General features: G+C 39.2%; 19 protein-coding genes. 18 read left to right on the top strand and 1 reads right to left on the bottom strand.

The genetic code is table 11. From position 1 onward, the window contains the following. The first annotated feature begins 29 nt into the window (after positions 1–29). Positions 30–305 carry an HU family DNA-binding protein gene (locus O3655_RS00705; protein ID WP_001284636.1) on the top strand — a complete coding sequence of 92 codons (276 nt, stop codon included), beginning with the start codon at positions 30–32 and terminating at the stop codon, positions 303–305. A 131-nt stretch (positions 306–436) separates the two neighbouring features. On the opposite strand, the gene O3655_RS00710 is transcribed toward O3655_RS00705, so the two are convergent. Continuing rightward, on the bottom strand, positions 437–1,423 hold the full coding sequence (locus O3655_RS00710; RefSeq protein WP_000204722.1) for an L-lactate dehydrogenase: 987 nt from the start codon (positions 1,421–1,423) through the stop codon (positions 437–439). A gap of 193 nt (positions 1,424–1,616) precedes the next feature. Between O3655_RS00710 and gyrA the strand changes: the two genes are divergently transcribed. The 17 genes from gyrA to O3655_RS00795 all read left to right on the top strand — a co-directional run bounded on the left by gyrA (position 1,617) and on the right by O3655_RS00795 (position 21,416). Next, on the top strand, positions 1,617–4,085 hold the full coding sequence (gene gyrA / locus O3655_RS00715) for a DNA gyrase subunit A (RefSeq protein WP_049484189.1): 2,469 nt from the start codon (positions 1,617–1,619) through the stop codon (positions 4,083–4,085). Next, on the top strand, positions 4,085–4,831 hold the full coding sequence (locus O3655_RS00720) for a class A sortase (protein ID WP_000018506.1): 747 nt from the start codon (positions 4,085–4,087) through the stop codon (positions 4,829–4,831). The genes gyrA and O3655_RS00720 overlap by 1 nt, the downstream gene beginning before the upstream one ends. Before the next feature lie 198 nt (positions 4,832–5,029). After that, positions 5,030–5,827: a formate/nitrite transporter family protein gene (locus O3655_RS00725; protein ID WP_371641094.1), complete on the top strand. Its 798-nt coding sequence runs from the start codon at positions 5,030–5,032 to the stop codon at positions 5,825–5,827. Between the two features lie 150 nt (positions 5,828–5,977). After that, the gene (locus O3655_RS00730) at positions 5,978–7,258 is read left to right on the top strand and encodes an O-acetylhomoserine aminocarboxypropyltransferase/cysteine synthase family protein (RefSeq protein ID WP_049484188.1); all 1,281 of its coding nucleotides are present in this window, start codon (positions 5,978–5,980) and stop codon (positions 7,256–7,258) included. Positions 7,259–7,352: 94 nt separating this feature from the next. After that, positions 7,353–8,627, top strand: coding sequence for a DUF2130 domain-containing protein (locus O3655_RS00735; protein WP_371641095.1), 1,275 nt, complete (start codon positions 7,353–7,355; stop codon positions 8,625–8,627). Positions 8,628–8,652: 25 nt separating this feature from the next. Further along, entirely contained in the window at positions 8,653–9,900 is a 1,248-nt protein-coding gene (locus tag O3655_RS00740) for a glutamyl-tRNA amidotransferase (RefSeq protein WP_308696974.1), read from the top strand. Positions 9,901–9,928: 28 nt separating this feature from the next. Further along, positions 9,929–10,807, top strand: a complete 879-nt coding sequence (gene truB / locus O3655_RS00745; protein WP_308696975.1) for a tRNA pseudouridine(55) synthase TruB — start codon at positions 9,929–9,931, stop codon at positions 10,805–10,807. Between the two features lie 165 nt (positions 10,808–10,972). Next, positions 10,973–13,069: an AAA family ATPase gene (locus tag O3655_RS00750; RefSeq protein ID WP_371641096.1), complete on the top strand. Its 2,097-nt coding sequence runs from the start codon at positions 10,973–10,975 to the stop codon at positions 13,067–13,069. Between the two features lie 125 nt (positions 13,070–13,194). After that, the gene (locus tag O3655_RS00755; protein WP_000273110.1) at positions 13,195–14,277 is read left to right on the top strand and encodes an HNH endonuclease signature motif containing protein; all 1,083 of its coding nucleotides are present in this window, start codon (positions 13,195–13,197) and stop codon (positions 14,275–14,277) included. 334 nt (positions 14,278–14,611) lie between these two features. Next, complete coding sequence (gene udk, locus O3655_RS00760; protein ID WP_308696977.1) at positions 14,612–15,250, top strand: uridine kinase; 639 nt, start codon at positions 14,612–14,614, stop codon at positions 15,248–15,250. Positions 15,251–15,378: 128 nt separating this feature from the next. Next, complete coding sequence (gene xseA, locus O3655_RS00765) at positions 15,379–16,719, top strand: exodeoxyribonuclease VII large subunit (RefSeq protein WP_308696978.1); 1,341 nt, start codon at positions 15,379–15,381, stop codon at positions 16,717–16,719. Next, entirely contained in the window at positions 16,697–16,909 is a 213-nt protein-coding gene (locus O3655_RS00770) for an exodeoxyribonuclease VII small subunit (protein WP_084938449.1), read from the top strand. Before xseA ends, O3655_RS00770 begins: the two co-directional genes overlap by 23 nt. Beyond that, positions 16,906–17,781, top strand: a complete 876-nt coding sequence (locus tag O3655_RS00775) for a farnesyl diphosphate synthase (protein ID WP_308696980.1) — start codon at positions 16,906–16,908, stop codon at positions 17,779–17,781. The genes O3655_RS00770 and O3655_RS00775 overlap by 4 nt, the downstream gene beginning before the upstream one ends. Next, positions 17,774–18,589 (top strand): TlyA family RNA methyltransferase, encoded by an 816-nt coding sequence (locus O3655_RS00780; RefSeq protein WP_125391278.1) that lies wholly within the window; start codon positions 17,774–17,776, stop codon positions 18,587–18,589. The genes O3655_RS00775 and O3655_RS00780 overlap by 8 nt, the downstream gene beginning before the upstream one ends. Next, entirely contained in the window at positions 18,582–19,013 is a 432-nt protein-coding gene (locus O3655_RS00785; protein WP_308696981.1) for an arginine repressor, read from the top strand. The genes O3655_RS00780 and O3655_RS00785 overlap by 8 nt, the downstream gene beginning before the upstream one ends. Before the next feature lie 6 nt (positions 19,014–19,019). Continuing rightward, positions 19,020–20,687 (top strand): DNA repair protein RecN, encoded by a 1,668-nt coding sequence (gene recN / locus O3655_RS00790; RefSeq protein ID WP_371641097.1) that lies wholly within the window; start codon positions 19,020–19,022, stop codon positions 20,685–20,687. After that, complete coding sequence (locus O3655_RS00795; RefSeq protein WP_000133319.1) at positions 20,688–21,416, top strand: metallophosphoesterase family protein; 729 nt, start codon at positions 20,688–20,690, stop codon at positions 21,414–21,416. Positions 21,417–21,419 lie beyond the last annotated feature (3 nt).

Below are 21,419 nucleotides of genomic sequence, written 5' to 3' on the forward strand. Positions count from 1 at the left end.
ATTAGAAATTATTTGGAGGATTTGTTAACATGGCAAACAAACAAGATTTGATCGCTAAAGTAGCAGAAGCTACAGAATTGACTAAGAAAGATTCAGCAGCAGCAGTTGACGCTGTATTTGCAGCAGTAACTGAATACCTTGCAGCTGGTGAAAAAGTTCAATTGATCGGTTTCGGTAACTTTGAAGTTCGTGAGCGTGCTGCACGTAAAGGTCGCAACCCACAAACTGGTAAAGAAATCAAAATCGCAGCTTCTAAAGTACCAGCATTCAAAGCTGGTAAAGCTCTTAAAGACGCTGTTAAATAATGAATTTTCAAAAAGCCTATTGTATCAAGCTTCATTGCTTGGTCGATAGGCTTTTTTTGTTTATTTGAAAAGTTGAGTTATGATTCTGTGCAAAAAGAAAAAGGTTCCCATGTTTGAGAACCTTCTTTTCATTAGTTTTTAGAAGCTGCTTGGAATTCAGGGTTTTTCCATGCTTCATCAATGATAGCTTGCAATTCTTTAGCAGATGCTTGCATTTTTTGAGTTTCAGCGTCGTTCAATGGAATGTTTACTGGACGAACAATACCGTGTGCACCAACAACAGCTGGTTGACCGATAAAGACGTTTTTAACACCGTATTGACCTTCTTGGAAGACTGAAAGTGGAAGTACTGCATTTTCGTCATCAAGGATTGCTTTTGTGATACGAGCAAGTGCTACTGCGATACCGTAGTATGTAGCTCCTTTTTTGTTAATGATTGTGTAAGCAGCGTCACGAACACCTTCGAACAATTCAATCAATTCAGCTTCTTGAACGTTTTGAGTGTCTTTAAGGAATTCCTCAAGGTTTACACCAGCGATGTTAGCATGTGACCAAACCGCAAATTCAGAATCTCCGTGTTCACCCATGATGTAGGCGTGAACGGAACGAGCATCAACATCCAATTTTTCAGCAAGTGCTTGACGGAAACGTGCTGAGTCAAGTGAAGTACCTGAACCGATAACACGTTCTTTAGGGAATCCAGAGAATTTCCAAGTTGAGTAAGTCAAAACGTCAACTGGGTTAGCTGCAACAAGGAAGATACCATCGAAACCTGATTCAACAACTTGTGTTACGATTGATTTGTTGATAGCCAAGTTTTTACCTACAAGGTCAAGGCGAGTTTCACCTGGTTTTTGAGGAGCACCTGCAGTAATAACAACAAGGTCAGCGTCTGCACAGTCAGAGTATTGAGCAGCGTAGATTTTTTTAGGTGAAGTGAAGGCAAGGGCGTGGCTAAGGTCAAGCGCATCACCAACAGCTTTTTCGTGTAATTGTGGAATTTCGATAATTCCAAGCTCTTGTGCAATTCCTTGGTTAACAAGTGCGAAAGCGTAAGATGAACCTACGGCACCGTCACCAACAAGGATCACTTTTTTGTGTTGTTTAGTTGAAGTCATTATCTAAACATCTCCTTCATTTTTTTTAGGGGAATCCCCAGACAATTTCATTCTATCACTTTTGAAAAGCTTTGTCACGAATATTCTATTCGGTCATCGATGTAAACGTTTTAGTGGTTTTCAAAGACTGAAATGAAGGACAAATTATGGTATAATATATCTAATTACTAATAGTGAAATGAGGCATTTATGAATGCAGGATAGAAATTTAGTGAATGTCAATCTGACAAAGGAGATGAAGACCAGCTTTATCGACTACGCCATGAGCGTTATCGTTGCGCGGGCCCTTCCTGATGTTCGAGATGGCTTAAAACCTGTTCACCGTCGTATTCTATACGGAATGAATGAACTAGGTGTTACACCAGACAAACCTCATAAAAAGTCAGCCCGTATTACAGGGGATGTTATGGGTAAATACCACCCACACGGAGATTCCTCTATCTATGAAGCTATGGTTCGTATGGCCCAGTGGTGGAGCTACCGTTACATGCTTGTTGATGGGCATGGAAACTTTGGTTCTATGGACGGGGACGGTGCTGCCGCGCAGCGGTACACTGAGGCACGTATGAGCAAGATTGCTCTGGAAATGCTTCGTGACATCAATAAAAACACAGTTGATTTCGTAGATAACTACGATGCTAACGAACGTGAACCCTTGGTTTTGCCTGCTCGTTTTCCAAACCTTTTGGTCAATGGAGCAACGGGTATCGCTGTTGGGATGGCAACCAATATTCCACCTCACAACTTGGGTGAAACCATTGATGCAGTGAAGTTGGTTATGGATAATCCTGAAGTGACGACTAAGGACTTGATGGAAGTCTTGCCTGGTCCAGATTTTCCGACTGGTGCTCTTGTTATGGGGAAATCAGGTATTCATAAGGCTTATGAGACTGGTAAAGGTTCCATTGTCCTTCGTTCTCGTACAGAGATTGAAACCACTAAGACGGGTCGTGAGCGTATCGTTGTAACGGAATTCCCTTATATGGTTAATAAAACCAAGGTACATGAGCATATTGTTCGCTTGGTTCAGGAAAAACGAATTGAGGGCATTACAGCCGTACGTGATGAGTCCAACCGTGAAGGCGTCCGCTTTGTAATCGAGGTTAAACGCGACGCGTCTGCCAACGTTATCCTTAACAACCTCTTCAAGATGACCCAGATGCAAACCAATTTTGGTTTCAACATGTTGGCGATTCAAAATGGTGTGCCAAAAATCTTGTCCCTTCGTCAAATTTTGGATGCTTATATCGAACACCAAAAAGAAGTGGTTGTTCGCCGTACTCGTTTTGACAAGGAAAAAGCCGAAGCGCGTGCGCACATCTTAGAAGGTCTTTTAATTGCACTTGACCATATCGATGAAGTGATTCGTATCATTCGTGCCAGTGAAACAGATGCGGAAGCGCAAGCTGAGTTGATGAGCAAGTTCAAGCTTTCTGAACGTCAAAGTCAAGCCATCCTTGATATGCGTCTTCGTCGTTTGACAGGATTGGAACGTGATAAGATTCAGTCTGAATATGATGAGTTGATTGCCTTGATTGCAGATTTGGCTGATATTCTTGCCAAACCTGAACGCGTGGCGCAAATTATCAAAGAGGAATTGGACGAAGTCAAACGCAAGTTTGGTGACAAGCGTCGTACGGAGTTGATGGTCGGAGAAGTCTTAACTCTTGAAGATGAAGATTTGATTGAAGAAACGGATGTCTTGATTACCCTTTCTAATAAGGGCTATATCAAACGTTTGGACCAAGGTGAATTCACTGCTCAAAAACGTGGTGGCCGTGGAGTTCAAGGTACGGGAGTTAAGGATGATGACTTTGTGCGTGAGTTGGTTTCAACCAGCACCCATGATCATCTGCTCTTCTTTACCAATAAAGGACGCGTATACCGACTAAAAGGTTATGAAATCCCTGAATACGGTCGTACTGCTAAGGGCTTGCCAGTTGTCAATCTATTGAAGTTGGACGAAGGTGAGAGTATTCAGACCATCATCAACGTTGAGTCTGAACGTAGTGATGACGCTTATCTCTTCTTTACAACTCGTCATGGTGTCGTGAAGAGAACCAGTGTCAAAGAGTTCGCTAATATTCGTCAAAATGGACTTAAAGCTTTGAATCTTAAGGATGAAGACGAATTGATTAATGTCTTGCTGACAGAAGAAGATATGGATATTATCATAGGTACCAAGTTTGGTTATGCCGTTCGCTTTAATCAATCAGCTGTTCGTGGCATGAGCCGTATCGCGACAGGTGTCCGAGGAGTCAATCTTCGTGAGGGTGACACAGTAGTTGGTGCTAGCGTGATTACAAACCAAGACGAAGTTCTTATCATCACTGAAAAAGGATATGGTAAACGTACACTAGCTACTGAATATCCTACTAAAGGCCGTGGTGGTAAAGGGATGAAAACTGCCAATGTTGCTGAGAAGAATGGTCCTCTGGCAGGTCTCCTCACTGTTAAGGGAGATGAAGACCTGATGATTATCACAGATACAGGTATCATGATCCGTACTAACGTTGCCAATATTTCACAAACTGGACGCTCAACTATGGGAGTTAAGGTGATGCGTCTAGATCAGGATGCTAAGATTGTGACCTTTACAACGGTTGCTGCGGCAGAAAAAGAAGAAGTTGGGACTGAAATTGAAACAGAAGGTGAAGTATAATGTCTCATAAAAAAACGAAAAATAAGAAGAATAAGCGCAGAAATCTATTTATTAATATTTTAGCAGGTTTCTTAATTCTTTTATCGCTAGCTTTAATTTTTAATTCAAAGATTCGCGATATCTTTTTGGTCTGGAATACCAATAAATACCAAGTCAATCAAGTCACTAAGGAAAATATAGATGAAAATCTAAAAACCGAAGGGAATTTTGATTTTGACTCTGTTAAGTCTATTTCATCCGAAGCTGTATTGGCTTCACAATGGGATGCTCAGAAACTTCCCGTTATTGGAGGTATTGCTATTCCCGAAGTGGAGATAAACTTACCGATTTTTAAAGGTTTGGACAATGTAAACCTGTTCTACGGAGCAGGGACCATGAAACCAGATCAAAAAATGGGAGAAGGGAACTATTCTCTAGCAAGTCACCATATCTTTACTGCTGAAAATGCCAGTCAAATGCTCTTCTCACCTTTGGTCAATGCCAAAGCGGGTATGAAAATTTATCTGACGGATAAGGATAAAGTTTATACTTATGAGATTACAGAAGTAAAACGTGTTACACCAGACCGTGTAGACGAAATCGATGATCGTATTGGTGTGCAGGAGATTACTTTGGTTACTTGTGTTGATTATAATGAGACCGAGCGTATAATCGTCAAAGGAATCTTCAAAGACTCAAAGGCTTATTCTGAGACTTCTGAGGATATTTTGAAGGCCTTTAATCAACCGTATAGACAACGATATTAATTATGAATGAACCAGTGAAGTGCTATTTCACTGGTTTTTTATATGAACAAATAGAATCAAAATAGTTCATATGAAAAAGGTTTGTAAGCCTTACGATATAGATTTTTAAGATAAATATTTTAGAAATTTACGGAAAACGCTTTCTAGAAAACAAGAATTATGTTATAATTATCACAAATAAAAGTTTAGGAGTTTTTTATGGTCTCTTCAGAATTTATTTCAAAGATTGAATTTGCTTGTAAGAAGAAAGAGAGTCTTTATAGCCAAAGTAAGTTTAAGTATGCGATTCGTTCCATGTTTGCAGGTGCCTTTTTAACATTTAGTACGGCTGCGGGTGCGGTTGGGGCTGACTTGATAAATAAAATTGCTCCAGGTAGTGGACGTTTCCTCTTCCCATTTGTTTTTGCTTGGGGATTGGCCTACATTGTTTTCTTGAATGCTGAGCTGGTAACTTCGAATATGATGTTTTTGACAGCTGGTAGTTTCTTGAAAAAAATCTCTTGGAGAAAAACAGCTGAGATTTTACTTTACTGTACCTTGTTCAACCTTATCGGAGCTTTGATAGCAGGTTGGGGCTTTGCCCACTCAGCAGCCTATGCAAATCTAACACATGATAGCTTCATTTCAGGGGGTGTAGAGATGAAGTTAGGTCGTTCCAATGAGCTAGTCTTACTTGAAGGTATTTTAGCCAATATCTTTGTAAACATTGCCATTCTTTCATTTGTTTTGGTGAAAGACGGTGGCGCCAAACTTTGGCTTGTTTTGTCAGCAATTTACATGTTTGTATTCTTAACAAACGAACACATTGCTGCGAACTTTGCTTCTTTTGCGATTGTTAAGTTTAGTGTTGCTGCTGATTCAATTGCTAACTTTGACATACCTAATATTCTTCGTCACTGGGGTGTAACCTTTGTCGGGAACTTTATCGGAGGAGGTCTCTTGATGGGCTTGCCATACGCCTTCCTCAATAAAAACGAAGATACTTATGTAGATTAAAAAACGGGCACGAGTTATATCGTGCTTTTTTGTTTGATGTGTAAGACTAGCCATAGTTATTCCTTATATCAAAATATAGAAAAACGGTATTGGAAAAGGCTAGCCTAAGATGATACAATATCCCTAATGAAGCTATTTGGAGGTCGTCATATGACTCGTGATTTTAAATTTGAAACTCTACAATTACATGCTGGGCAAGTAGTTGATCCAGCGACCAAGTCTCGTGCAGTACCGATTTATCAAACAACATCCTTCGTTTTTGATGACACGCAAGAAGGTGCCGATTTGTTTGCCTTGAGAAAACCAGGCAATATCTATACTCGTATTACCAACCCTACAACAGCAGCCTTTGAGGAAAGAATCGCTGCTCTTGAAGGTGGTGTTGGAGCGCTAGCGACAGCATCAGGTATGGCTGCTGTAACCTACACTATTTTGGCGCTTGCTCACGCAGGTGACCATGTGGTGGCTGCGTCAACTATTTACGGTGGGACCTTCAACCTCTTGAAAGAAACCCTTCCTCGTTATGGGATCACAACAACCTTTGTCGATGTGGATAATTTGGAGGAAGTAGAAGCAGCTATCAATGACAATACCAAACTTGTCTTGATTGAAACCTTGGGGAATCCCTTGATTAACATTCCTGACTTAGAAAAATTGGCTGAGATTGCGCATAAGCACAATATTCCTCTCATTTCAGACAACACTTTTGCCACACCATATTTGATTAACGTCTTCTCTCACGGTGTAGATATTTCCATTCACTCAGCAACTAAGTTTATCGGTGGGCATGGTACGACTATTGGTGGAGTGATTGTCGACAGTGGTCGTTTTGACTGGGAGGCTTCAGGGAAGTTCCCTCAATTTGTTGAGGAAGACCCAAGTTACCACAACTTGAGCTATACTCGTGATGTGGGTGCTGCAGCCTTTATTATCGCTGTTCGTGTTCAATTGCTCCGTGATACAGGTGCTGCCTTGTCGCCATTTAATGCCTTTCTCTTGCTCCAAGGGCTTGAAACTCTCTCTCTTCGTGTCGAACGCCATGTGCAAAATGCAGAGAAAATTGTTGATTTCCTTGTCAACCATCCTAAGGTAGAGAAGGTTAATTATCCAAAACTTGCTGACAGTCCATATCATGCTTTGGCTGAGAAATACTTGCCAAAAGGTGTGGGTTCAATCTTTACCTTCCATGTCAAAGGTGGAGAAACAGAAGCTCGCAAGGTAATTGATAATTTGGAAATCTTCTCTGACCTTGCAAACGTGGCAGATGCCAAATCGCTTGTTGTTCATCCAGCGACAACCACTCACGGTCAGTTGTCAGAAAAAGATCTAGAAGCAGCAGGTGTCACACCAAACCAAATCCGCTTGTCGATCGGTCTTGAAAATGTAGAGGATTTGATTGAAGATTTGCGCTTGGCCTTGGAAAAAATTTAAAGTAACAGATATAAACAGTGGGTTTCGACTCGCTGTTTTTGATTTTTCCTCAGGCATGATATAATGGTTACAGAAGTCTAGAAAGAGGAAAGTTATGAACGAAATCAAATGTCCCAACTGTGGGGAAGTCTTTACAGTAAATGAAAGTCAGTATGCCGAACTCTTATCCCAAGTGAGAACTGCCGAGTTTGATAAGGAATTACACGATCGCATGAAGCAGGAGCTGGCCTTGGCTGAGCAAAAGGCCATGAATGAGCAACAGACTAAACTGGCTCAAAAAGACCAAGAAATTGCGCAACTGCAGAGTCAAATCCAAAACTTTGATACAGAGAAAGAGTTGGCCAAGAAAGAAGTTGAACAGACAAGTCATCAGGCTTTATTGGCAAAGGACAAGGAACTACAGGCCTTGGAAAACCAATTGGCCACCTTGCGTTTGGAGCATGAAAATCAACTGCAAAAGACCCTTTCTGATTTAGAAAGAGAGCGTGATCAGGTCAAAAACCAGCTCCTCTTGCAAGAAAAGGAAAATGAGCTGTCTTTGGCTTCTGTTAAGCAAAATTACGAAGCCCAGCTTAAGGCTGCCAGTGAACAGGTCGAATTCTACAAGAATTTCAAGGCTCAACAATCTACAAAATCCATTGGAGAAAGTCTTGAACAGTATGCAGAGAGTGAGTTTAACAAGGTACGTAGTTTCGCCTTTCCAAATGCCTATTTTGAGAAGGATAACAAGCTCTCTGCACGTGGGTCTAAGGGGGACTTTATCTTCCGTGATTTTGATGAAAATGGTCTAGAATTCATTTCCATCATGTTTGAGATGAAAAATGAAGCGGACGGAACAGAGAAGAAGCACAAGAATGCGGATTTTTACAAGGAATTGGACAAGGACCGTCGGGAGAAGAGCTGTGAGTATGCCGTTTTGGTGACCATGCTTGAGGCCGATAACGACTACTTTAATACAGGGATTGTGGATGTCAGTCATGAGTATGAAAAGATGTATGTGATTCGTCCCCAGTTCTTTATCCAGTTGATTGGTCTCCTGCGAAATGCGGCTCTTAATTCTTTGAAATACAAGCAAGAGTTGGCCTTAGTCCGGGAGCAAAATATTGATATTACGCATTTTGAGGAAGATTTGGATGCCTTCAAAGTAGCTTTTGCCAAAAACTACAACTCTGCTTCAACCAACTTTGGTAAAGCCATCGATGAAATCGATAAAGCCATCAAGCGTATGGAAGAGGTTAAGAAATTCCTAACAACATCCGAAAACCAACTCCGCTTAGCTAACAACAAGCTTGAAGATGTTTCGGTCAAAAAATTGACTCGTAAAAATCCAACCATGAAAGCGAAGTTTGAAGCGTTGAAGGGCGAGTGAGGTTACTTTAAAAACAGGAGTTACTATGAAAAAATCTTTGAAATTCTCGGAAGTTTATATTGCTTATTTACCATTAGTTGTATTTTTTCTTAATCTCCTATATGGTCTTTTAAATATTGAAGGCGTAGGCGATACTGACTCAAGATATAATTTATTCTTTGCTATTTTTGGATTTATTCCAACTATATTCGGTTATGGAATTAGTTTTTTGGCTAATCTTCTGGTGGGGATATCTTATGTGCGAAAAGCAAAAAATGAATCGAAACGCATCATTGCTTTTCTATTGCTTGGAAATATTTTTTTAGCAATTTTTCTGATGTTTTTGCTAAGATTTAAAATGATCGTTTCCTTTGACTTTATAAAAGATATTGACCTTTGGAGTTTCATTTTTTCATTATTTTTATTTCCGTATTTAGATTGGATTTATCAAAAGGAAAACTATAATCCAAAATTAAGTCGTAAGTTACTTATTCTATTTTTGATTGGGATTTTTTCTCCACTTATAGGAAATACAATTCAAACCCACTTTAGAAATAATGCTAAAGTTCAACAATTAAAAGAGTTTTATTCTTCTATGGGAATGAATTATGATGTTGCTCTTAAAAGCGTAGAAATAGAAAGCAACGTTTCAGATATTAGTATTTTTGATGTATCGGATAATGGGATAACGATTCAAGTAGGTGCTAAGTACATTCGTCAAAAATTAACACAGGTCAGTTTCATTAATGAGAATTATGGTTTTAAAGAATTCTTGAGGCTTTCTGCATCAAGCCAAGAAGCTCAGACAGTTCTGAATGATTTTAAATCAGCTGTAGAAAGTGCAATACAAAAGAAAGGATATGATTTAGTAGTTATTGATGATAAAGAACAGCCATTAGCTAGCCCTGGTTTTAAAATATCAAATTCATATAGGATAACTCCTTTAATAAAAGAAAAGGTTCTTCAAAATCAAAATTCATTCAGTAAAGAAAAACAAGCTTTTAGAGGATATGCGACTCTTTCTGTTAAAGACTTTATGAAGGAGGGAGCACTTTGCTTGCATTTAACACTTAGCAAAAGCAACCTATTGGAACTAGGAGATATTGATTTTTCAAGCTTTCCAGATGGATATTACAACATAAATGCTGACTACTTTTTGGTTGTTAATGGAAAATATAAGCAACTTGAAAAGGATGATAATTTTGAATATATTTTACCAATTGAGTCGGGTAAACCATTTTACTCTGAGGATTTATATGATATTAAAAAAATTGATTTAAACAATGAGGAATAGAAGTGAAAGGGAAATTAGAAAGCAACACATGAACGGTATTATCAACTTAAAAAAAGAAGCGGGGATGACCTCGCATGATGCGGTTTTTAAGCTGCGTAGGATTTTGGGAACCAAGAAAATTGGTCATGGTGGGACCTTGGATCCAGATGTGGTGGGTGTTTTGCCGATTGCGGTTGGTAAGGCGACCCGCATGGTCGAGTTTATGCAGGACGAGGGCAAGGTCTATGAGGGGGAAATCACTCTTGGTTATTCAACGACGACTGAGGATGCCAGTGGAGAAGTGGTCGCAGAGACCCCTGTTTTGTCGCCCTTGGATGAAACCATTGTCGATGAAGCGATTGCGAGTCTGACTGGGCCTATTACTCAGATTCCGCCTATGTACTCGGCTGTCAAGGTTAATGGTCGCAAGCTCTATGAGTATGCGCGTGCTGGTCAGGAAGTGGAGCGTCCAGAACGTCAGGTGACTATTTATCAATTTGAGAGGACGAGTCCGATTTCTTATGAGGATCACCTCGCACGTTTCAGTTTTCGTGTAAAATGCAGTAAGGGGACTTATATCCGTACCTTGTCTGTTGACTTGGGAGAGAAGCTGGGTTATGCGGCCCATATGTCTCACCTAACACGTACCAGTGCTGCAGGTTTACAGTTAGAAGATGCCTTGACTTTGAATGAAATTGCTGCAAAAGTGGAGGCTGGCCAACTGGACTTTCTCCACCCTCTTGAGATTGGTACAGGGGACCTTGTCAAAGTTTTCCTAACTCCAGAAGAGGCTACAGAAGTGCGCTTTGGTCGTTTTATCGAGCTAGACCAAACGGACCAAGAATTGGCTGCCTTTGAAGGAGATACATTGCTAGCCATTCTAGAAAAAAGGGGCAATCTCTACAAACCAAGAAAGGTTTTTGGCTAGTCATTGCTGTCTTTTTAATTTCTCATTATAGATTTGGGTAAGTTGTCACTAGGTGTTAATATGCATATCAAAAAAGGAAGTCAATGAAAGCGACTACATACAAAACTAGGACATTGTATTTTTATTTTGATATAATGATAACAAAATGAAAGGAATTTCTTAAAAATGAGTGTTAGCGAAATTATTGAAAGAATTAGAAGAGAGTATTCGGAGATTGATTGGTTAAAAAGTAGAAGTAGTTTTTATAAAATTACTAAACAAGGAGTATTAGTCCAGTATGATATAAAAGAATTAGAAAAAAAATATGTAAAAAGTAATTTTTTAATTATTAATAAGTTTGCTGAGTCAGCAATAAATTGGAATTCTGATTTAGAAAATTATTTTGTTATTACAGAGTTGACCGATATTCCTAAAACTGGAAATATCGAAATTACAAAAAATAACAAGTTAACAGAATTTGAAAGAAACATTGGACAAAGTTACTTTACTATTGTACAAGACTTTTTTATATGTCATTTTATAAGAGTTGAAAAGCATAGTGAGGAGTACTTGGAATCCTTGCAGAAAGTTATTTCCTTAAGTTTTGATGATTTTGTGGAACAGATGTCTATAAAAAATAGTGATTGGGATGATTATGGTTATAAATTGGTTTTAAATCTTACGATTTGGGAGAAAACTTTTGAGCTACGAGTTAATCCGAAAAATGATCTTTCTATGAACTATTTAAAAAGTGGTGAAGGAGAATATCCTGATGAGGATTTTTGTTCCTTGGGTGAAGTGACGTACTATGAATTTTTAAAAAAATATCTTTCTTATAAAGAACGTCAGAAATGGTTCACTCGATCAAGAGACCTTGCATCTAATATAAGTTTATTAGATACAATTGCAGAAAAATATTCAGAAGTTTCAGATTCACACGGTAAATCTCTGACATTTCTCCCACCTAATGGTGATGTTCATAATTTTTTATATAATTCATTTCTAAGAACAACCACATTAAAAGAAATCAAGGAAATATTTTACCCATTGACTGTTTTTGGATATTCTAATTCTACGGTGCATTATTCAGGGGATGGAAAAAATATAATACAGGCGGTAGATGATAGAGTAAAATCTATAAATTATAGTTTTAAAGAAGATGGTATAGATAAAGGGGCGCTAAATTTCAAAAAAAATAGAAATTCAAAATTACCAATGAATGTTTTTGCAGTGGTTGGTGGAAATGGTAGTGGAAAATCTCATAAAATCAATCAGATAATACAGGAACATTTAGAAGAAGACAATAAGTTCTCACAGATACTTCATTTTTCATTAAGCCCCTTTGACAATATTATTCATTTTAATAGAGATGGCACAAGTATAGAGGTTGCTGATAAAGAAAAAGATTCCGATGATGGCATTATCTATGAGAAAGTAGGTTTTGTTTCCGTAAAGCATCCTCCGATCCCAGAAGTTCTTAAGAAAGCAGTGTCAATAGAAATTAAGCAGTATCTAAAAGAAAAATCTAGGAAATATCTTGATGATGATAATACACTAAAAGAAGGATTTGCATCTAAAATAAGCATCAAGGAAAGTTTTACCTACTACATACAGAATTTATTATTTGATTTGATTGCTTCTGAAGATAAATTAAAAATGTGGGGGGATTGTTTAAAATTCTTTGAATTTGAAAGTTGGGTAGAAGATATCAAAAGTGCTTTTCTAGATAGAGATATAATAAAAGAAGATCTAGAAAAAATAGACAACCTAAGTTCAGGGCAAGCAACTATTCTTTTATATATTACGAAGCTCGTTTCAAGTATTAATCAAGGAAGCTTGGTAATTTTTGATGAGCCAGAAACGTTTATGCATCCACCTATGGTTAAAGCATTTATTCGAGCTGTTTCAGAGTTAGTGGATAATAATAAAGCTTTCTGTTTGATAGCTACACATTCACCAGTAATCATTCAAGAAATTCCTCATTGTAATGTCTATAAATTAGATTCTAATCACGAATTAACAAATATTTATTACAAAACTTATGGTCAAAATTTAGACACCTTATATAAGAATATATATGGAGTGGAATTACAACAAACAGGTTATAATAGCTTCTTTAATAATCGAAAGAAAAAAATTATTGAAGAAGGGCAAGAGGGTTTAGAAGATGTTAATCTGTTATCAAATGAAGATAGTCAATATCTAGGTGATGAAGCTTTTCTGAAGTATCTTGAAGTGAAAGAGGAGTTAGAGAAAGCGGGTGAAGTCTTATCAAAAGAGTAGCTAAAGAATATCCATCTATAGAAGACGTTATAGTTGTATTACCAGATACTGTCGATAAAGATGGGCTTCGTAGTTTTTTAACAGAATTAGATAGAGAATATGAAAGTAAAGCTAGTATAGGTTCATTGTATGAATTAGACATTGATCTAATTCAGTCACAGTGTGAGATTGATTCAAAATGGTATGGTACGTATGTTCGACCATCCTCAAAAGGCCTATTTCAAAAATTCGCAGTTGTAAAAAATACCTATAATCAAGCAATTTGTCCTATTTGTGAAGGTGTGTTTTCAACTAAAGTAACACTCGAACATATTATGCCTAAGAGTGAGAAAGAGAATGATGATCGAAAATTTGGTGAACCTAGGCTTGCAATTTTACCAATTAATCTAGTCAAATGTTGTGGGGAGTGCAATACCTCTAAACATAGTAAAAGGTCTTTAACAAAGGAAGAAAGTGAAATTAACCCTTACTTTGAAGAGTTTGATATTGAGGATTATATTGAGGTAAACTTTAATGATACAGATGAGACTTTTCAACCAAATATTAAATTTCACTATCAAGACAATCCTATGGATAAACGTATTCAAAATTTCATTAATAACTATAATATTGAAAAAACATATAATCATAGAATAAGGTTAGAGTTTCAAAAGATTTTGACTATATTAGCAAATAATCCAATAACTTTAACAAAGTCTATTTTAAAGTCATACATAGAATATCTATTTGATACATATAGCAAAAGTAGTGAATTTGAAAAGATTGAATCTAAGTATTGGTTTGATCAAAATTATTTTGGATTTAAAATATGTAAGTATTTAACAGAAATAATAGATAATGATATTTCTGTTATTTATAAATTAAATGAGGAGATAAACAAACGTCGTCAGCCTTCTCAATATATTGCTTTTTCAAATCAAGAATTTCAGAATGAAATGAGCGAAGTAAAAACAATGACGGATTTAGAAATGTTTTTTAAAAATAACAAAGAAGACCTTATTGTCTATTACCAACAGATTAAAAAACAAGGGCTTCCTATTGAATTTCCTAAATTATTTCATGAAGATGAAGATAAGTTAAGTAAAAAATGCTTAGAAGATAGGTTAAGAAAAAAACGCTTAATCGAAGAAATCGTAAAATACTATTTAGAAAGTGGAAAAAGTTTTGATCATTTCAGGGAAGATTGTGCTTCTATAATTGTTATTTAAGGTGAAACTCAAAATAGTAGAAGAAAACGAAGTTGAGAATAATAAAAAATTAGAAGAGATGAATCAAAAATAAGTGAAGGAAATAGTAAAGCGTGCCTCGGCAATTTAATAAGAAGTAAGAGATATTTTTAGAAAAAATGCATATATGGATTATACAAAATTGGTTATAGATATCAAATCTGTTTATTAAAAATTGCACAGTCTTTTTGTTTAGTTAATCAAAGTAGATAATAAGCTTTCTATTGAAATTTATTAGACGAGTACCCAAAATCAGACTATAAATTTTGAAAAAAATATGATAGAATAGACGACGGATAAATAAACGGAGGATAGCATGCAAAATAGACCAATCATTATCGGAGTGACAGGTGGTTCTGGTGGCGGTAAGACCAGTGTTTCAAAGGCTATTTTATCTCATTTTCTTGATGAAAAGATTGCCATGATTGAGCATGATTCATACTACAAGGACCAATCTCATTTGACCTTTGAAGAGCGTGTCAAAACCAACTACGACCATCCTTTTGCCTTTGATACAGACTTGATGATCGAGCAGATTAAGGAATTGTTGGCAGGGCGCCCAGTGGACATACCAACTTATGACTATACAGCGCATACACGGAGTAGCAAGACCTATCGTCAGGAGCCTCAGGATGTCTTTATCGTTGAGGGAATTTTGGTCTTGGAGGACAAGCGTCTGCGCGATTTGATGGACATCAAAATTTTTGTGGATACGGATGATGATGTGCGCATTATTCGTCGGATCAAGCGAGATATGGAAGAGCGTGGTCGTAGCTTGGATAGCGTGATTGACCAATATCTTGGTGTGGTAAAACCTATGTATCACCAGTTCATCGAGCCGACCAAGCGTTATGCGGATATCATTATTCCTGAAGGTGCTAGCAATACAGTCGCTATTGACCTTTTGACAACCAAGATTTCTAAGATTTTGGAAGAAGCTCGTAACAGCAAATAATCAGATGAGGAGGCTTAGCCTCCTTTTTCTATTTTTCCTTTAGTTTCGGTATGCAAAAGGAGATTTTTAATCATATTTTTGGTATAATAATACCCATGGAAAAGCAAGAAAATGAATAGTAGGTGGAGATGGAAAAATATTTATCGGTAACAACTTTGACCAAGTATCTGAAAATGAAATTCGATAAAGACCCTTACTTGGAACGGGTCTATTTAACTGGTCAAGTTTCCAACTTTCGTAAACGACCTACTCACCAATATTTCTCTCTAAAAGATGACCATGCGGTTATTCAAGCGACCATCTGGTCAGGAATCTATCAGAAATTAGGTTTCGACCTGGAAGAAGGGATGAAGATCAATGTGATTGGGCGTGTTCAGGTTTATGAACCGAGTGGGAGCTACTCTATCATCATTGAGAAGGCTGAACCTGATGGAGTTGGAGCGCTTGCGATTCAGTTTGAACAACTCAAGAAAAAATTAACAGAAGAAGGCCTGTTTCAAGAGAGATTCAAGCAACCTATTCCCCAGTTTGCTAAGCGAATCGGTGTGGTAACCAGTCGCAGTGGAGCTGTTATTCGAGATATTATCACGACCGTCAGCAGACGTTTCCCTGGTGTTGACATCCTTCTCTATCCGACTAAGGTACAAGGTGATGGAGCCGCGGAGGAAATTGCTCGAAATATTGCGCGCGCCAATCAACGTGAGGACCTAGATGTTCTCATCATTGGTCGTGGTGGGGGTTCCATCGAGGATCTCTGGGCTTTTAACGAAGAGATCGTGGTACGGGCTATTTTTGAATCTCGTTTGCCAGTTATTTCTAGTGTTGGGCATGAGACGGATGTGACCTTGGCAGACTTTGTGGCCGATCGTCGTGCTGCGACGCCAACAGCTGCGGCTGAATTGGCAACGCCTGTGACCAAGTTGGATCTCTTGAGCCATTTGCAAAATCAAGAAAAACGGATGGCGACAGCAGTTCAGAATGTCCTGTCAAGAAAAAAAGAAGCTCTGAAAAAATGCAGTCAGTCAGTCATCTTTAGACAACCAGAGCGCTTGTATGATGGTTATTTGCAACGCTTGGACCAACTGCAACTGCGATTAAAACAAAGTTTGCGAACACGGATTTCTGATAACAAACAGCTAGTCCAAGCAAGGACGCATCGACTAGTACAGTTATCACCTGTTACCAAAATCCAGCGTTATCAAGACCGTCTAGGTCAGTTGGACAAGCTCCTACGCAGCCAAATGGCGCTGGTTTATGATGCCAAGGTTGCTGAGGTCAAGCGACTTTCGGAAGCATTGTTGATGTTGGATACCAGTCGAATTGTGGCGCGTGGTTATGCTATTGTCAAAAAAGAAGAGTCAGTAGTAGACTCGGTTGAGAAGTTGAAGAAAAAAGACCAAGTGACGCTTTTGATGCGAGATGGTCAAGTAGAATTAGAGGTTAAAGATGTCAAAACAAAAGAAATTTGAGGAAAATCTAGCAGAACTGGAAACCATTGTCCAAAGTTTAGAAAATGGCGAAATCGCCCTAGAAGATGCGATTTCGGCCTTTCAAAAGGGAATGGTCTTGTCAAAAGAGCTCCAAGCGACGCTGGACAAGGCTGAAAAGACCTTGGTTAAGGTCATGCAAGAAGACGGAACAGAAAGTGATTTTGAATGAAGAAGCAAGAAAAATTAGCTCTTGTCGAGTCTGCCTTGGAAGATTTTTATGGAGACCAGCAGTTTGCCTCTAGTTTGCGAGAGTCTGTTCTCTATTCCATTCATGCTGGTGGCAAGAGAATTCGGCCTTTTCTCTTGCTAGAAGTTCTGGAAGCCTTGCAAGTCGCTATTAGACCAGCTCATGCGCAGGTAGCCGCGGCCTTGGAAATGATTCATACAGGGAGCTTGATTCACGATGATCTTCCTGCCATGGATGATGATGATTACCGTCGGGGACGTCTAACTAATCATAAGAAATTTGGCGAAGCGATGGCAATATTGGCAGGAGATGCTTTGTTCCTAGATCCCTATGCCTTGATTGCTCAGGCAGATTTGCCAAGTCAGATCAAGGTGGACTTGATTGCCAACTTATCCCTTGCTTCAGGTAGTCTGGGCATGGTAGCAGGGCAGGTTTTGGACATGGAAGGCGAACACCAGCATTTGTCTTTGGAAGAACTCCAGACCATTCATGCCAATAAGACTGGGAAACTACTAGCCTATCCCTTCCAGGCAGCTGCTATTATAGCTGAATTGGCTCCTGAAATACAAGCAAAACTGAAAACTGTTGGCGAATTAATAGGGCTTGCTTTTCAAGTCAGAGACGATGTGCTTGATGTGACAGCTAGTTTTGAGGAAATCGGTAAGACACCACAAAAGGATTTACAAGCTGAAAAATCAACCTATCCAGCCTTGCTGGGCTTGGAAGAGGCGACTGCCTTTTGTAACCAAACCTTGGATCAAGCTAATGCCAAGTTAGAAGAAATTGCCCAGCAAGTCAGCTTTGAAACAGAGCCGATTGTGAAAGTAGTAGAAAGTTTGAGAATCAATGGCTAAGGAAAGAGTGGATGTACTAGCTTATAAACAGGGCTTGTTTGAAACGCGAGAACAGGCCAAGCGCGGCGTCATGGCTGGACTAGTCGTAGCAGTTCTTAATGGAGAACGCTTTGACAAACCAGGAGAGAAAATCCCAGATGACACTGAGCTAAAACTCAAGGGTGAAAAACTCAAGTATGTCAGTCGAGGTGGTCTAAAACTGGAGAAGGCCTTGCAGGTATTTGATTTGTCAGTGGAGGGAGCGACAACGATTGATATTGGGGCCTCCACTGGAGGATTTACTGATGTCATGTTGCAAAATGGTGCTGAGTTGGTCTTTGCAGTTGATGTTGGCACCAATCAGTTGGCTTGGAAATTACGTCAAGACCCTCGGGTTATCAGCATGGAGCAGTTTAATTTTCGTTATGCTGAAAAGACTGATTTTGAGCAGGAACCAAGCTTTGCCAGTATTGATGTGAGTTTCATTTCCCTCAGTCTGATTTTGCCTGCTTTGCATCGTGTCTTGGCTGATCAAGGTCAGGTGGTGGCACTTGTCAAACCCCAGTTTGAAGCAGGTCGTGAGCAGATTGGGAAAAATGGAATCATTCGAGATGCCAAGGTTCATCAAACTGTCCTTGAATCTTTCACTGCTATGGCAGTTGAACAAGGTTTTTCAGTTCTTGGATTAGACTATTCACCAATCCAAGGTGGACATGGAAACATCGAATTTCTGGCATATTTGAAAAAGGAAGAGGGAGCAAGTAACCAAGTTGCTCCTGAAATAGAAAAAGTTGTAGAGAGAGCACATAGAGAATTTAAAGATGAATAAAAAAGAGAGACTTGAAAAAATTAGAAGATTTGTTACGGATTATCAGATCGGGACTCAGGAAGAAATCGTTGAGCATTTGAAGGAAGCAGGTATTTCTGCTACGCAAGCCACTGTCTCAAGAGACATCAAGGAGCTTGGGATTGTTAAAATTCCTTTGAAGAATAACACCTATATCTATGAGTTGCCAAAATCAATCGTCAAAAGTTTGCAGTTGGCTGAGGACAATATTGTGAGTTCTGAGTTAATGGGAAATATGATCAACCTTGCTGTCATTCCTGGAAATACTATTTTTGTGAAGAGTCAGTTGGTTGAAGCATTTTCTGAACAGATTTTTAGCTGTCTAGCTGATGATGATTCAATCTTAATTGTAGCTAGAACAGCAGAGTCAGCTGAAGAAATTGTTGAACAAGTCAAAAAATGGTAGGTCAGTATGTTACTTGAAATTTCGATAAAAAACTTTGCCATTATTGAGGCGATTTCGCTCAATTTTGAAAAGGGTATGACTGTTTTGACCGGGGAAACGGGTGCTGGAAAGTCTATCATTATCGACGCTATGAATCTCATGTTGGGGGCTCGTGCAACGATAGACGTTATTCGTCATGGTGCGCCAAAGGCAGAGATTGAGGGGCTTTTTTCGGTTGAAAATAGTCGCCTTTTACAGGAACTTTTTGAAGAGCAAGGTTTAGAATTGGGTGATGAGATTATCATCCGCCGGGAAATTTTGCAAAATGGTCGTAGTGTTAGTCGCGTGAATGGTCAGATGGTCAATCTTTCTGTCTTGCGTGCCATTGGGCAACACCTTGTGGATATCCATGGTCAGCATGACCAAGAGGAGTTAATGCGTCCTCAACTGCACATCCAGATGTTGGATGAGTTTGGTGATGCTGCTTTCTTGGACTTGAAGGAGACCTATCAGACGAGCTTTGATGCCTATCGCAAAATGCGTAAGCAGGTTCTAGAAGTCAAGAAAAACCAGCAAGAACACAAGGCTCGTATCGAAATGTTGGAATTTCAAATGGCAGAGATTGAGGCTGCAAACTTGCAGGCTGGTGAAGACTTGGCTCTCAACCAAGAACGAGATAAACTCCTCAATCATAAAAATATTGCAGATACCCTAACCAATGCCTACAGTATGCTGGACAATGAGGAATTCTCCAGTCTTGCTAATGTCCGTTCGGCCATGAATGACATGGAAAGTGTCGAAGAATATGACCCTGAATACCGTGAAATTTCAAGTTCTCTATCAGAAACATACTATGTTTTAGAAGATATTACCAAGCGTTTAGAAGATATTATTGAGGATTTGGATTTTGATGGCAATCGCCTCATGCAGGTTGAAAATCGCTTAGACCTTATAAATACTATTACCCGCAAGTATGGTGGAACTGTGGACGACGTTTTGCTTTATTTTGCCAAGATTACGGATGAGTACAATCTCTTGACGGGTAATAACCTTTCTTCTGAAGACATGGAAGCAGAGCTCAAGAAATTGGAAGTTAATCTTGTCGATTTGGCAGGGCAACTTGCATCAGCTCGTCATGATTTGGCCCAGCAGCTTGAGGCTGAGATTAAACAAGAACTTCAGGATCTCTATATGGAGAAGGCACAGTTCCAGGTTCGCTTTAGCAAGGGCAAATTTAGTCGTGAGGGGAATGAAACAGTCGAGTTTTATATTTCCACCAACCCAGGTGAGGACTTTAAGCCTTTGGTCAAAGTTGCGTCCGGTGGGGAATTATCCCGTCTCATGTTGGCTATCAAGTCTGCCTTTTCTCGTAAAGAAGGCAAGACCAGTATTGTCTTTGATGAGGTGGATACGGGAGTTTCAGGTCGCGTGGCCCAAGCCATCGCACAGAAGATTCATAAGATAGGCCAGCATGGTCAGGTTCTTGCTATCTCTCACCTTCCACAAGTGATTGCCATCGCGGATTATCAATTCTTTATTGAGAAGATTAGCGATGAGCACTCAACGGTGTCGACGGTTCGCCTTTTGACTTTAGAAGAGCGAGTAGAGGAAGTAGCTAAAATGTTGGCTGGGCAAAATGTAACAGAGGCGGCCCTTACCCAAGCTAGAGAATTATTGCAAACGAGGGAGAAATAAATGACAGACTATTATGTAATTGGAGATGTTCACGGAAAAGCAGGTATGCTGGAAGACCTTCTCAAAACATGGGATGGTCACACCCAGTTGCTCTTTCTAGGGGATTTGATTGACCGTGGTGAAGACAGTCGCCGTGTTCTAGAAATGGTCAAAGACTTGGTCGACAATCAAGGAGCTATCTGTCTATCAGGAAACCACGAGTATATGTTTCTGACTTGGCTCGATGACCCAGAAGAAAGCTATGACCATTATCGTCGCAATGGTGGAGATACAACTATTAACTCTATTTTAGGTCGTCCCTTGGATGCACCAGTTGATGGCGTAGAAGATGCCAAGCGTGTTGCGACTGAAGCGGCAGACTTGGTCGAATTTATTCGTCAAATGCCATTTGTGGTGGAGACAGACAAGTATATCTTTGTTCATGCGGGTATTGACTTGACCTTGGATGATTGGCATGAAACCACAGATTATAAGAAAGTCTGGCTCAGAAAGCCATTCCACGAAGCTGAAAATCATACTGGAAAAACGATTGTCTTTGGGCATACACCGGTTTATGGTTTGCTCAAGCAAGACCGAGGTACAGCTGAGCTTTGGATAACAGAGGATGGCAAGATTGGTATGGATGGAGGAGCTGTCTATGGTGGTGTCCTTCATGGAATCATCTTTACAGACCAAGGAATGACCGAACACCACTTTATCGAAAATGATGGCTTTATTGCCGAAGATTAGTAC

This window comes from Streptococcus sp. 27098_8_70, from assembly GCF_041432215.1.
Lineage (GTDB): Bacteria > Bacillota > Bacilli > Lactobacillales > Streptococcaceae > Streptococcus > Streptococcus oralis_CP.

Coding starts and splice junctions, on each gene's coding strand:
- O3655_RS00705 (WP_001284636.1), top strand. CDS start 30: ATGGCAAACAAACAAGATTTGATCGCTAAAGTAGCAGAAGCTACAGAA.
- O3655_RS00710 (WP_000204722.1), bottom strand. CDS start 1,423: ATGACTTCAACTAAACAACACAAAAAAGTGATCCTTGTTGGTGACGGT.
- gyrA (WP_049484189.1), top strand. CDS start 1,617: ATGCAGGATAGAAATTTAGTGAATGTCAATCTGACAAAGGAGATGAAG.
- O3655_RS00720 (WP_000018506.1), top strand. CDS start 4,085: ATGTCTCATAAAAAAACGAAAAATAAGAAGAATAAGCGCAGAAATCTA.
- O3655_RS00725 (WP_371641094.1), top strand. CDS start 5,030: ATGGTCTCTTCAGAATTTATTTCAAAGATTGAATTTGCTTGTAAGAAG.
- O3655_RS00730 (WP_049484188.1), top strand. CDS start 5,978: ATGACTCGTGATTTTAAATTTGAAACTCTACAATTACATGCTGGGCAA.
- O3655_RS00735 (WP_371641095.1), top strand. CDS start 7,353: ATGAACGAAATCAAATGTCCCAACTGTGGGGAAGTCTTTACAGTAAAT.
- O3655_RS00740 (WP_308696974.1), top strand. CDS start 8,653: ATGAAAAAATCTTTGAAATTCTCGGAAGTTTATATTGCTTATTTACCA.
- truB (WP_308696975.1), top strand. CDS start 9,929: ATGAACGGTATTATCAACTTAAAAAAAGAAGCGGGGATGACCTCGCAT.
- O3655_RS00750 (WP_371641096.1), top strand. CDS start 10,973: ATGAGTGTTAGCGAAATTATTGAAAGAATTAGAAGAGAGTATTCGGAG.
- udk (WP_308696977.1), top strand. CDS start 14,612: ATGCAAAATAGACCAATCATTATCGGAGTGACAGGTGGTTCTGGTGGC.
- xseA (WP_308696978.1), top strand. CDS start 15,379: ATGGAAAAATATTTATCGGTAACAACTTTGACCAAGTATCTGAAAATG.
- O3655_RS00770 (WP_084938449.1), top strand. CDS start 16,697: ATGTCAAAACAAAAGAAATTTGAGGAAAATCTAGCAGAACTGGAAACC.
- O3655_RS00775 (WP_308696980.1), top strand. CDS start 16,906: ATGAAGAAGCAAGAAAAATTAGCTCTTGTCGAGTCTGCCTTGGAAGAT.
- O3655_RS00780 (WP_125391278.1), top strand. CDS start 17,774: ATGGCTAAGGAAAGAGTGGATGTACTAGCTTATAAACAGGGCTTGTTT.
- O3655_RS00785 (WP_308696981.1), top strand. CDS start 18,582: ATGAATAAAAAAGAGAGACTTGAAAAAATTAGAAGATTTGTTACGGAT.
- recN (WP_371641097.1), top strand. CDS start 19,020: ATGTTACTTGAAATTTCGATAAAAAACTTTGCCATTATTGAGGCGATT.
- O3655_RS00795 (WP_000133319.1), top strand. CDS start 20,688: ATGACAGACTATTATGTAATTGGAGATGTTCACGGAAAAGCAGGTATG.